This is a genomic window from Streptococcus infantis (genome assembly GCF_047463635.1).
Lineage (GTDB): Bacteria > Bacillota > Bacilli > Lactobacillales > Streptococcaceae > Streptococcus > Streptococcus infantis_W.
The window spans coordinates 1-12724 of sequence record NZ_JASHDL010000029.1; the positions used below are offsets into that span (position 1 = coordinate 1).

Sequence of the window (12724 nt, forward strand, 5' to 3'; positions counted from 1 at the left end):
ACATATATATCTACCCTGCTTTCCTGCTACTTTTAACTAAGTTCACGCATTTTTTCCTCATGTATTTTCAAAAAAACAGAGAATTTAATGATCTTCTTTCTCATGGATTCCGAACTTTCCATGTTTCGGTAGTGCCATTGCTACCTTTAGCATCCAAAACCCCTCATTTCTGCTACTTTTAACCTAGGTAACCCACCTTTTGTTATTTTTAATTCAATTTTTCAATAAATAAAAAAGAGAGACTTAAATAAGTACTCTCTTTTTTTACTTTTATTATCGGATATAAAGGCTCATGAGAAAATAATTGTGAGGTATATTGTAGTATTGTTTTGTAATCTCTGAAGAGAATACTAACCCAACCATAGCATAATCATCTTTGTATCTCTCGTAGAGTTTTTCAAAATAATCAGGGTTGCTAACGTCACCATAGTTTAATTTTACAAGGGGCATTTTTTCTTTGTCAAAATAATCATCTATGTAGGTCAAGATTAAAGAGAATGGACTATCAGGTTCTTCCACTAACTCAGCCGATACTATATCGTAAGGCATGATACGTTCTGTCATACACTTCTCTAATAATCTTTCGTTTTCTTGACGTTCATCAATCACTATATCGTGCATGATAGCTTCTGAGATTTGAGATAGAGCATTGACCTCTGGAAGTGCAAACAAGGTCACGTTACTCTCTTGTGTTTTCTCGTAGTAAGAAAAGCCACTATCTCCAAAAGGTACGGTATATAAATTATCAATAAAATTCACAATGCGTACATGCATACGATTATCTTTTGGCTCTGAAATATTATCAAAGACAAAGAAGATTGTATCGCCTTTATAATACTTCTCTTCAAAATATCCGATTATCTTTCCGAGCAGCTTGAAGTGAGGCTCTGTATTCCTGTCATACTCAATAAAATACCTCTGACCTCGAACGAAGATCACTGCATCTGGAACAAGTGAAATAAGTTTTCGGTTAAACGGAAAAAAGTAAGTGATGTTCAACTCTCTAGGTGATAAATCTGTGCACTGTTCAACGATTCGTCTTCCGATTTTCAGCGCTAATCTTCTTGTATGATAATCATGTAGATGTATTTTTCTGATGCCATCTTTTCCGCCAGACATTTTGTTTATCTTGAGGCTATAATGCGAACCTTTAAATTCTGTTACCTTTGTCAATTCAATAAGGCCTGGAATCTCATGCATGATATCTAACAACCATTCAGCAAATCCTTTAGTAACATACATAAATTTAGTCTTGCCGATTCTGTAGTTATCTTCAAAATGACTCAGTGGCATATTTCTATTCCCTATGAACGAATAGAGTGTTCTGTTATTTAATTCTTTACCTGTGAGAATGAAGTACTGATCCAGGACCATTTCTCTTGAAAAATACTTTAAGCGAATTAAATGATACATGAGTAAGATTGTATCTCTTGTAAAATATATCCTTTCACTATTGGGGGTTGGTAAATAATAAGCTACCGCATCTTTTGGGATCTGCTCTATTTTTTCTTTGCTTTTTCTTTGTTTTCTTTTAGCGTTCATAAATCATTTTCTCTTCTCTATTTTTGTCAAGTATCCTTCTTTCACTTTTTCATATATTTGTATTTCAGACCAATCTTCTTTACGAAATAAATCAGCAATTCTTTTTTCCTCTTCGATAATATTCCCATTGTTTTTCTTTATTTCATATAGATAGACTGTTTCTGATATATAGAGTGTTAATTCTTGACTACTATGATTTACTTCAAACTGCAAAAAAATAGGATAATCATTATAGACCATATGTTTTTTACCTTCGGGTCCTAAAAACTGTTTATATGAGACTAATCTAAGTTTAGTTTGAATACTCTCTATAAAACGTTCAAATTGATTATTAGTATTATTCTCGTAAAGTTCAGTTGCATATTCTGATATAGCTGCAATATCTGAGTATGAGATAGTTACACTCTCTTGTGAGTATATATTATGTATTATCTCTAATATTCCAAAAACAACTTTTAATTCATTTTTAGATAAAGTGCCTAAGTAAAGATAATTAAGCAAATAGCTATTATGATGTATAGCTGCTATATACTCTTTTTGATCTTTTTTTAATTTTGACATTGATTGTACGCTCCTTTTTTTGTTTCTTATATATATTTTATCACGCCTCATTTTACATTCAAAGCTATCATAGCCCAAATCGGACTATGATAGCCGAAAACGGTTTCTTCTCAAAAATCAACTCATTTTTAGCAGCTACAGCACGTTCAATTTATAGTTCAAATTTTAATCATATTCTAAAACATAGTGAAAGTAGAGGTAATACCCCTATAAAGTCACGTTGTTTTAAAATCGACTCTACACTTACAGGGACGTGGGTTTTCGGTTCTTCTTTTGAACCACTATGTTTCTCGACCTAAAAAATGATTAACCACCTCAGTCATATTTTGTTATAAATTAAGCAGTATCAAGGAATTACAGCAGCCTCTTTTACCTAGGATGTTTCTCAGTCTGAAAAATAATTAACCACCCCACTCGTATTTTGTTGTAAAGAAAGTATTATCAAGGCGTTACAACAACCTTTTTTACCAGATATGTTTCTCAAATAAAAAAATAATTGACCACCTCAGTGCTATATCGCTATAAAGCTAGTAGCCTCAAGCAGTTAATGATGTTGTTTGTAATCTTTATTTTTCTCAAAGAAAAGGACTTGCACATGCAAGTCCTAACTCTTAATATAGGTTCAAAAATTATCTACTTTTACAAAAAATCGTAGATATCTGTCTGATGTGAAGTTTTCTCTGCCACTGCAATTATATCTGCAGTAGTTGGCTTCCGTCTATCCCTAATTACCATCTCATACCCGATAACTTTTCGTCCTTTTTTTACAGTTGTTAGCTCTATATCAGCATTGAATTTAATTTCTAATTCTTCGCATGCGACTAGGAGAGCATTTCTCTTAAATAAACCTGCCGGCCATGACTTCTCTTCACCTAAGAACCAATCCTGCCATTCCTCTAAACTCCCTTTAATGGTCGTATACTCTCGATTCCCTAAACGATAAGCTTCCCAAAGTTTCATCAAGATCAAAGAATACTTAGATTTTACATTCCCTAACTCATCCAAATGGAAAGAATAGTAGTTTCTTTTCAACTCAAAAACTAAAGGTCCTGCATCTTCGGAGAATTTAAACTCTACAAGCCCATCTTCAATAAATCTTATTCTGCTGAAAAGTTGAGTCATGATTATTGATCGTCTACCGTCAGGCAATGTTTCAGGGATATATAGAGCTGTATTCTCATTAAGTCTTGAAAAAGCTTCTGCAATTCGTCTATAATTCTGACCATTTTTGGTTAATCCGAAGTGTTTCATAATGTCAAGGCTATGAACTGTAAAGACATCACCAACTTTACTATCCTTCGTTACAGATGAAAAACAAAAGTCTAAAACCTTGTGTTCAAAAGCTTTTAAATTACCAAACGCTTTAGCTAAGTCATTCGCCTGGACGACTAAATAATTTTGACGAGAAGCTAGTTCTTCGTAGATTTTACTAGATTTTCTATTTGATACCATCTTATTTACCTTTTACTGCGTTTCTAATTATGCTATATTCTATCAATTTTTAATTTTATAGTCAATAATGGGGTACAAAATAGTCAATAATGGGGTACAAAATAGTCAATAATGGGGTACAAAATAGTCAATAATGGGGTACAAAATAGTCAATAATGGGGTACAAAATAGTCAATTATTTATCTGTAACCCCTTGATATTGCTGGCTTTCTAAGGTCGACAAAGTAATATAAAGTAATATAAAGTAAGTTAGAAAGTAAATTAGAAAGTATCTTCTTAAGAAAAAAATCTATATTTTATTTTTTTAAAATAAAAAAATCTATTTCTCATTTCACCATTTATTGTCTAACCACTTACAAATATAATGAACCAAAATCTCAACTTCAATAGCAAATAGAATATTAAAAATAATATCCATCTTTATATCCTCCTTTTTTGATAGATTTGCAGAAAGGCCCTCTACATCTATGATCATATCATGACAAAAATGGGACTTTTTACGGTTTTCACGACAACTTAAAATTTAAGACCCCTCAGAGCTCTTATTTTGACCGTTAAGAGTCCTTTAACTAAAAAGTCGAATATTTCCACCTTTGACGATCTAGGGGGCAAATACAGGCTTATAAGACCTTAAACAAGTGTCTGTTTTTTTATTTACTACTCACTGATGGCAGCAAGAAAATAAATCAAGCTGCAGGAACTATCAAAGAAGGTGGAACACTCCTCCTTCATAAAAAAAATTCATGATTTTAATACATATTACAAGTGTAGAACTGTGTAGCAGAGGAGAAAGAAACGAGTGTTCAAATAAGTATCCGAGTTTCTACTGACATTTGTACACCAATAAAAGTTTAACCCCTTAGAGTACCAATTGATTTGCGAACTGCTAAATATATAATAAATAATAATAAAATATATAAAAGAGTCTCACTTCGTTTCGTTCTCTATTTTTTTATAAAATAAAAAACACTCAAGGTTTATCCCAAGGGTGTTTTTGTGATTACTCAAGGAATCTATGTAAAACTAATAACTCAACAATTAGTTCTTTACGAATACTGATAAAATATTTAAATCTGACATAATTTTTGTAGAATAACTCTCTCAGCCCTCTCAGAAGCCATAGTTTGACCTCTAACGCATTTTTGCATCAATACCCTATATTTCCATTCCAAAATCAAGAATGAGCAAATTTGAGCCTTCTAAGAGGGATTGTTCTCGTTTAATAGTTTATGTTTTTTGTATATAAGTGCTCCAGATATTTGGGATAGCCTCATCGCAGCTTGTTCAAATCAAGTTGATTTTCTATTTCTTCTAATGTTTGTTGTTCTATAGCTGATATTTCCCCATATTCAATTGTATCGAAAAGTTTAGCGTTTCTTGGTTTAGAAAGGATACAGTGTACGGGGACTTTTTTATCAGAAGTCAATTTCCCCTTTAATAACGTTGATGGCCTTAGAAAACCATTATCTATAAAACCTAGCGTACATTTGCCATTTGTTGATGCTAATTTACAAGTAACTTTGTTATGGGTGAAATCTTCTTCCACTTCTAGTTTCTGTGACCAGAAGTTTTCTAGCTCACTTAATATACTCCTTTTATCACGTATAGATCCACGTTTAAAAGAGCTTGGGGGGTAGATATCACTTTCTTCAATCTCATCATTGATTAATTTTTTAACAAATCTTTTAGCATCATATTTGTTTTTTAAACTCATACCTGTCAAGTGTAGGAAATTTTTCTCCTGAGCCACGACAATATAATAGTCTCGATTTTTAAAGTCTCTTGAGTATATTAGATAGTCTTTCTCTAGAAAAAAAACTTTATAATATTCTGCACCTTGTTTAGCATAATTTATTGTATTTTCAATAAAAGTTGGTTGCGTCATAATTCCCCCGAAAATAAAAAAATGCGAAAGATAAAATCTTCCGCACAGTAATCGATAAGGTTTTTGATGTCTCTTATCCGACATTTATTACCTAAATTATAGCATAATCTTCTCTGTTGTCAAGACTTTATCTGTGTTTTTTTTAATTATTCTAAAACTAATTATAACATAAAATGCTTCTGCTTAGGTAAAGAATTGAAGCAAAATTGAATCAAGCTGCAGGAACTATCAAAGAAGGTGTAACATCCCCCCCTTCATAAAAAAATTTCATGATTTTAATACATATTACACGTGTAGAACTGTGTAGAATATGCTACAATTGTTCTATACAAAGCGTTTTTATCGTATAGTACATGAGTGTAGTAGAGGAGAAGGAATGAGTGTCCAAATAAGTATCCGAGTTTCTAAGGAACAGAAAGAGAAACTTGTAGAACTGGCTAAAAATGAAAACAAGACAATCACGCAATACATACTTAATCGTTGCATTGTAGAAAACAGCTATACAGAATCTAGCAGTGTAGATGATGCTAGCAATCGTGTAGAAAGTGTGTTGCAGGAGCAAATTAAGCAACTTCGCGCTGATTTTGATAATGAACGACGTTTTTATATTTCTCAGATTGATGAAAAAGATGGGCAAATTGCAGATATCTTGGAAACTAACAACAACCAACTCCAACTTATTGGAGCACTGACTATCAAAAATGAAACATTACTTTTAGAAACAAAACAAAGCTGGTGGCAACGTTTGTTTTCAAAAAGATAACTAATTAGTTGTATATGAGTGAGGATTTGGTTTTGCAAAATTTAAAAGAACAAAAGAAAAATGCTCAGGCGTTTATTAAACGTTGGGAAGGCCGTGGGAATGAGCGCCAGGATAGTCAATCTTTCTGGCTAGATTTGCTTCAGTCTGTATATGGTATTGAAAAACCTTCGGAATACATTACCTTCGAAGATAAAGTTATGCTTGATCATACCAGTTTCATCGATGGATTTATTGATACTACAAAAGTATTGATTGAACAAAAGGGCTCAGATAAAGATCTAAATAAAGCTATAAAACAGTCTGACGGGACCTTCTTGACTCCGTTCCAACAGGCTAAACGTTATTCGGCTAATCTTCCATACTCTAAACGTCCCCGTTGGATTTTAACGTGTAATTTCAAAGAATTTTACGTTTATGATATGGAACAACCAAACGGTGAACCAAAAGTCATTAAACTTGCTGATTTAGATAAAGAGGCTTATCGTTTAGAGTTTCTGATAGACAAGACAAATGAGCATCTGGAACGTGAGATGAAGGTTTCTATCGAGGCCGGAGAAATAGTCGGAGAGATCTACGAGGGGCTTCTTAAGCAGTACATTAATCCAGATAGCCCAGACAGCCTTCATGCCATTAACCAACTTGTTGTCCGTCTAGTATTCTGTCTTTACGCTGAGGATGCAGGCATTTTCGGACACCATATGATGTTCCACGATTATCTGGCTCGTTTTAGCAGTCGTGATTTTCGTCGAGGCTTAATTGACCTCTTTTCCGTGCTAAACACACCAATTGAAGAACGTGATCCATACTTAGATGAGGAATTACTTGCGTTTCCGTACGTCAATGGAGGGATGTTTGCTGAGAATAAGCTGGAAATTCCAAACTTCACAGACGAGCTTTGTGAGTTGATTTTGGAACATGCTTCATCTAGCTTTGACTGGTCAGAAATTAGTCCTACGATTTTTGGAGCAGTATTTGAGTCAACACTAAACCCAGAAACACGTCGAAGTGGGGGGATGCACTATACCTCTATCGAAAACATCCATAAAGTTATTGATCCGCTTTTCCTAGATGAGTTAAAAGATGAATTGAATGAGATTCGTCAATTCAAGCAATTTAAAACGGTTGAACAAAGAGCTAAACAGTTCCAGTCGAAACTATCTAGTATGACATTCTTTGACCCTGCTTGTGGTTCAGGAAACTTCCTGACAGAAACTTATATATCCCTCAGACGCTTAGAAAATGAAGCTATTAAGCTTTATATGGGGGATGCAGTAGCATTAGACTTAGGTCAGGACCTTGTGAAAGTAAGACTAAATCAATTCTATGGTATCGAGATCAATGACTTTGCGGTTTCTGTTGCAAAAACGGCCCTCTGGATTGCAGAAAATCAGATGCTAGAAGAAACTAAGGATATTGTATTTGCGAATATTGACTTCTTACCTCTTAAGTCCTATACAAATATTGTTGAAGGAAATGCTTTAGAAATTGAATGGGATACAGTGGTGCCTAAGGACAAGCTGAGTTATATTATTGGAAACCCACCATTTTTAGGGTATTCACTTCAATCACCTAAGCAGAAAGCTGACTTATTGAGTGTCTATGTTGATGAAACCGGGAAAGCATATAAAACAGCCGGGAAAATTGATTTTGTTTCTGCTTGGTATTTTAAGGCGAGCCAGATTATGCAGAACACATCAATCCGAACTGCTTTAGTATCAACTAACTCAATTACACAAGGAGAGCAAGTAGCCAGTGTATGGAAACCACTCTATGAACGATTTGGTATTCATATTGATTTTGCACACCAAACGATTAAATGGAACAGTGAGGCTAAAGACAAGGCTGCTGTTCATTGCGTAATCATCGGTTTTTCATGTGTTGAAAATAAAGGCATCAAATTTTTGTTTAATGGGGAAAATATTGAATTAGTAGAGGAATTAAATCCTTACTTAAGACCTGGAAAAACTGTATTTATAGAGAATATTAGTAATCCAATTTGCCCAGTAACTAAAATGACTACAGGGAATCGTCCTGCAGATGGAGGGCATCTAATTATTGAAGCAGAAGAATATGCTGATTTTATTCGACGTGAACCTAAAGCTAAAAAATACATTAAACGATTGACAGGCGCCGCTGAATTCATTAATAATAAAGACCGCTATTGTCTATGGTTAGTAGATGTTTCACCTAAGGAATTACGATCAATGCCACTTGTTATGAATAGAATTGAACTATGCCGTCAGGCTAGATTAGCAGGTGCTCCAGATAGACAAAAATTAGCATCAACTCCTACTGTTTTCAGGGAACAAAAAAATCCTGAATCCTATATCATCGTTCCTAGCACATCGTCAGAAAATAGAAGATATATTCCAATTGGATTTTTAGACGGTGAGACTATTCCAACTAATTCTGCAACAATTATTGAAGATGCCACACTCTACGACTTTGGTATTCTAACTTCTAATGTCCATATGGCTTGGATGCGTACTGTTGCTGGACGTCTTAAATCAGATTATCGTTACTCTGCTAAAATTGTTTACAATAACTTTCCTTGGCCAGAAGTGGCAGAAACTCAAAAAGAGAAGATTTCTAAAACCGCTCAAGCTATTATCGATGCACGTGCACTATATCCAGAGAGCTCATTGGCCGATCTCTATGATGAGTTAACCATGCCAGTCGAGCTTAGACGAGCTCACCAGGCTAATGATAAAGCAGTTATGGAAGCTTACGATATGACAAAAATCGTAGACGGGAAGAAAACTTGGTTAACTGAAAGTGAAACAGTAGCAAGACTATTTGAGATGTATGAAGAGATAACAAAATAAATAGACCTAAATTAGGTCTATTTTTTGTATAACGGACTCCAATTTGCGTTTTTTCATACAGAAAATGCGCATTTTTGATGCTGACATGACAATTCTGAGAGTTTTTCAGATTTTTTCGCGACTAACATATCAACCAAACTCTTAGGGTCCCAACGACTTACGCGAATTTCATGTTACAACTTTCCGAAAAAGATCAATTTTTCGGAAAGTTGTCTATATTTCGGTTCCTACATAGATCCCTTTCACTTCAGGAACAGTATAAAGCCCCTATTGAAATTAGGGGCTTTGATAGATTACTGGAAGTTGATGAATGCAGCAAGTGGGCTAATTATAATTTTATAATTAAAGCTACATTTCGATTGGAATGTAGGTCATATAAGCATTCCCACTTATACTAAGAAGAAGGTCCTTGCCATTAATATTAATGTAATCACCGGGTTTAATTTGAATGATTTCTAGGTTTGATAGGCAGAACCATCCCATCTTGCTTCGGTCCTCATCATCCCAAATTGAAGGTGCCGTATAGTCTGACGGTGGGGAAATCATCGTTCCTTTACCAAGGTAATCAACATTAGCTCTAACCGCGAATGAACCATCTCTAGTTGTTAAAATGATTTTCTCAATTTTATCTCTAAATTCAGGTGCTGGTGCTTTATTAATTGTGAAAAGCACCTTCCCATCATGAGCTTTTGCATGAAGTTCGTGTATATTGATACCTTGTTTAGCGCTTAACTGACCTGAAAAGCGTTCTCCAAATTTGTACACTACAATAAATTTTTGCATGGATTTACACTCCTATTTTTAATATTTTCTTTATCATAACACAAAAATATACTTTAGTCAAGTTTTAGTTGCGATATAGTTTAAAAATAGTCGTGTTTTAGTCGAAAGAGCCAACATGGCTTCCTAGAATTGATTTTAATCGTATATTTTCTAAAATACTTCTTCGCGATCAATCCCTGGGTATGGATTTTGATAATTTAAAATACGATTTAAACAATCTATGCTCACTTGTAGATAGAACAATTCATTTTTTATGGCTGCTGCATCAGATGTTTTTGCTAATCGACCAAACTGCTGCTGCATATGCCAAATCACCTTTTGGATATTTTTTTCTTTTAAATTTTTCATGCTTAGATTATATCTTGAAAAGTTCTTGAGATTAAAAAAATCCTAAAATAATACTTTTCGCACCTAAACAATCCTATTAAGAATTCCCTACTACCCTTCCAAGTTTTTCCTATCAGTTGACAAGCATGGTTTTATATGGTATAATCGATCGAAGGGTGTAAGTTTATCATAAAAATGGTATCTTATATCTTTATATATCAGATTTCACTGATTCATACATTTTTTCTTTTCGTTACATGACGTGAAAGGATAAATATATATGGAAAAACTAAAACAATCACTCAGTGAGATCTTTGTCTCAACTTTAAGACTTCTTCTTACAATTTTCTTCTTACACGAAGAAGTTCTTGATACATTAATCGTCGAAGTTCCGTTTTTCGCGGAGCATTTCTATGTTGTTTACAACAAACTTAAAAAAACAAGGAACAACTCACTAGATTCTAAGCGTATTCAAAAACAAGTGAGAAGACTAGCTTTTTTTATTTTGTTGACCACTATCGTTATTTTGCTTTTTCAGCAAGATAGACTGGATGAACTGTTGTTGAAACTGCTTCTTCGCAGTTTGCCAACATTTTCTCGATTTGTGATTGATAGTACATACGTAACAACACAAAAAAAACGATTACGAGAGTGGCTAAACAATCGTAATCGTCAATAATAGTACGCACTCAAAAGAGTGTATGAATCATATTTGTAAATTATTGCCGTAATTTACAAATCGAAATCTGATATGCAACTTCCATTTTTTTTGGAAGTTTTTTTTGTAAACATTCTATAAAAATAGCGTGGTGTTAATTAAAACACTGACATATTATACCACATTTACACATTTTTGTCAATTTGACATCGCAAATTTATTGATATTTCGCTTGAAATTGTATTTTTTTATTTCGTTCTCCTCAGATATGAAGCATGAAGTTTTCTCTATCATACTTTGATTTGCCCACGTTTTTCTGTTACTCTAGTAATAGATAAAAAGTACAGGATGAAAATGAAATTATGACAAAATTAGACAAAAAATATGAAGAATTAGAGAGTTCTTGGGCCCCTGATGTTCAATTATATATAGACTATTTTTTTACTACAAATAAAAGGGACTTGTATAGCTATCGCAAATTAAATAGTTTGAAAAAATTCCTCGATTTCTACGCAGGTAACCATCTTAAAAAGTCCACCAATGAATTAACCATGGATGATTTAGAGCAAACACCTGTAGAAGTTGTTGCAGATTATGTCAACTCTTTAGAGCTAAAACCAGACGGTAAAAAACGATTTATTAGTGTCTTAAACTCATTCTGGAACTACTACACTGTTGTATCCTTCTCAGGTGATAGAAAAGCCCCATACTTCTACCGCAATGTTATGAACGAATGGATCAATGAGTATGGCATACTTTCTATTTTTTCATCAAAAAGAGGAGCAGGGAACACAGTACGAGTAGTTCATTATGATTTGCCACATATGCTATACTTTTTTGATGAAATTGATAAGAATGAGAAACCTACGAGTCCCTATGACTTCTTCCTTGATGAAGAAGAAGGCTCATCTAAATTGCTGAAAAATAAAGACAGAGATTTAGCAATCATCGCTCTAATTGCTGGAACTGGAGTTGATATTGAACAATTAGCGCAAACTACTTATAGAGATATTGACTTACACAAACAGACGCTAACAGTTACATCTCCTAAAGGTGAACGGATTAAGAAACCTATTTTAAGTGAATTTATCCACTATATCTCACCGTACATTAAAGAAAGAGAGAAATCGGTAACTACTACTAGTGATTCTCTATTTCTCGACTTCAAAAGAAGACCACTAACTGCTCCAAAAATATCAGGAATAATAAGTTGGATAGAGAGTGTTTTTGGAAAAGCTTTATCCGCAGCCATTTTAAAACAGACTCATTCGAGCATTCTACTTGAAAAAAACAAGGATTTTTTTGATCTAGTCCAGAGAGAAAAGTAAGATATAACCAAATTCACGCACTTTTTTCTCATGTATTTTCAAAAAAACAAAGAATTTAACGATCTGCTTCCTCATGTATTCCGAACTTTCCGTGTTTTGGCAGTCCCGTTGCTACCTTTAACTCAAAAATCCTACTTTTCTGCTACTTTTAACCCAGGTAACCCTACCTTTTTGTTTTTTAACCCTACTTTTTGTTATTTTTAACTCATTTACATATATATCTACCCTGCTTTCCTGCTACTTTTAACTAAGTTCACGCATTTTTTCCTCATGTATTTTCAAAAAAACAGAGAATTTAATGATCTTCTTTCTCATGGATTCCGAACTTTCCATGTTTCAGTAGTGCCATTGCTACCTTTAGCATCCAAAACCCCTCATTTCTGCTACTTTTAACCCAGGTAACCCTACCTTTTTGTTTTTTAACCCTACTTTTTCGTATTTTAACCCTACCTTTTGTTATTTTTAACTCATTTACATATATATCTACCCTGCTTTCCTGCTACTTTTAACTAAGTTCACGCATTTTTTCCTCATGTATTTTCAAAAAAACAGAGAATTTAATGATCTTCTTTCTCATGGATTCCGAACTTTCCATGTTTC

General features: G+C 33.7%; 10 protein-coding genes. 4 read left to right on the forward strand and 6 right to left on the reverse strand.

Annotation, left to right across the window (positions count from 1 at the left end; all coding sequences use genetic code 11):
* Positions 1–273: 273 nt before the first annotated feature.
* The 4 genes from QM867_RS10305 to QM867_RS10320 form a co-directional block, all read right to left on the reverse strand.
* The gene (locus tag QM867_RS10305) at positions 274–1542 is read right to left on the reverse strand and encodes a hypothetical protein (RefSeq protein WP_414315718.1); all 1269 of its coding nucleotides are present in this window, start codon (positions 1540–1542) and stop codon (positions 274–276) included.
* 3 nt (positions 1543–1545) lie between these two features.
* Complete coding sequence (locus tag QM867_RS10310; RefSeq protein WP_125387000.1) at positions 1546–2103, reverse strand: hypothetical protein; 558 nt, start codon at positions 2101–2103, stop codon at positions 1546–1548.
* Between the two features lie 639 nt (positions 2104–2742).
* Positions 2743–3555, reverse strand: a complete 813-nt coding sequence (locus tag QM867_RS10315; RefSeq protein ID WP_414315719.1) for a replication initiation protein — start codon at positions 3553–3555, stop codon at positions 2743–2745.
* 1270 nt (positions 3556–4825) lie between these two features.
* The gene (locus QM867_RS10320; RefSeq protein ID WP_414315720.1) at positions 4826–5440 is read right to left on the reverse strand and encodes a PBECR4 domain-containing protein; all 615 of its coding nucleotides are present in this window, start codon (positions 5438–5440) and stop codon (positions 4826–4828) included.
* Positions 5441–5816: 376 nt separating this feature from the next.
* On the opposite strand from QM867_RS10320, the gene QM867_RS10325 reads away from it, so the two are divergent.
* Together QM867_RS10325 and QM867_RS10330 are read left to right on the forward strand one after the other, a co-directional pair.
* Positions 5817–6203, forward strand: a complete 387-nt coding sequence (locus tag QM867_RS10325) for a hypothetical protein (protein WP_414315721.1) — start codon at positions 5817–5819, stop codon at positions 6201–6203.
* Positions 6204–6235: 32 nt separating this feature from the next.
* Positions 6236–9028, forward strand: a complete 2793-nt coding sequence (locus QM867_RS10330) for a DNA methyltransferase (RefSeq protein WP_414315722.1) — start codon at positions 6236–6238, stop codon at positions 9026–9028.
* Positions 9029–9376: 348 nt separating this feature from the next.
* Here QM867_RS10330 and QM867_RS10335 read toward each other — a convergent pair whose 3' ends face one another.
* Together QM867_RS10335 and QM867_RS10340 are read right to left on the reverse strand one after the other, a co-directional pair.
* On the reverse strand, positions 9377–9811 hold the full coding sequence (locus QM867_RS10335; protein ID WP_414315723.1) for a hypothetical protein: 435 nt from the start codon (positions 9809–9811) through the stop codon (positions 9377–9379).
* Positions 9812–9961: 150 nt separating this feature from the next.
* Positions 9962–10159, reverse strand: a complete 198-nt coding sequence (locus tag QM867_RS10340; protein ID WP_414315724.1) for a hypothetical protein — start codon at positions 10157–10159, stop codon at positions 9962–9964.
* Positions 10160–10418: 259 nt separating this feature from the next.
* Between QM867_RS10340 and QM867_RS10345 the strand changes: the two genes are divergently transcribed.
* Together QM867_RS10345 and QM867_RS10350 are read left to right on the forward strand one after the other, a co-directional pair.
* A complete protein-coding gene (locus QM867_RS10345; protein WP_414315725.1) occupies positions 10419–10817 on the forward strand; it encodes a hypothetical protein in 399 nt (132 codons plus the stop codon).
* Between the two features lie 341 nt (positions 10818–11158).
* Entirely contained in the window at positions 11159–12124 is a 966-nt protein-coding gene (locus QM867_RS10350) for a tyrosine-type recombinase/integrase (protein ID WP_414315726.1), read from the forward strand.
* Positions 12125–12724: the final 600 nt, after the last annotated feature.

Bases quoted from the DNA above. Each gene is read 5' to 3' on its own strand.
- QM867_RS10320 (WP_414315720.1), bottom strand. From the start codon at position 5,440: ATGACGCAACCAACTTTTATTGAAAATACAATAAATTATGCTAAACAA.
- QM867_RS10305 (WP_414315718.1), bottom strand. From the start codon at position 1,542: ATGAACGCTAAAAGAAAACAAAGAAAAAGCAAAGAAAAAATAGAGCAG.
- QM867_RS10325 (WP_414315721.1), top strand. From the start codon at position 5,817: ATGAGTGTCCAAATAAGTATCCGAGTTTCTAAGGAACAGAAAGAGAAA.
- QM867_RS10315 (WP_414315719.1), bottom strand. From the start codon at position 3,555: ATGGTATCAAATAGAAAATCTAGTAAAATCTACGAAGAACTAGCTTCT.
- QM867_RS10310 (WP_125387000.1), bottom strand. From the start codon at position 2,103: ATGTCAAAATTAAAAAAAGATCAAAAAGAGTATATAGCAGCTATACAT.
- QM867_RS10340 (WP_414315724.1), bottom strand. From the start codon at position 10,159: ATGAAAAATTTAAAAGAAAAAAATATCCAAAAGGTGATTTGGCATATG.
- QM867_RS10350 (WP_414315726.1), top strand. From the start codon at position 11,159: ATGACAAAATTAGACAAAAAATATGAAGAATTAGAGAGTTCTTGGGCC.
- QM867_RS10345 (WP_414315725.1), top strand. From the start codon at position 10,419: ATGGAAAAACTAAAACAATCACTCAGTGAGATCTTTGTCTCAACTTTA.
- QM867_RS10335 (WP_414315723.1), bottom strand. From the start codon at position 9,811: ATGCAAAAATTTATTGTAGTGTACAAATTTGGAGAACGCTTTTCAGGT.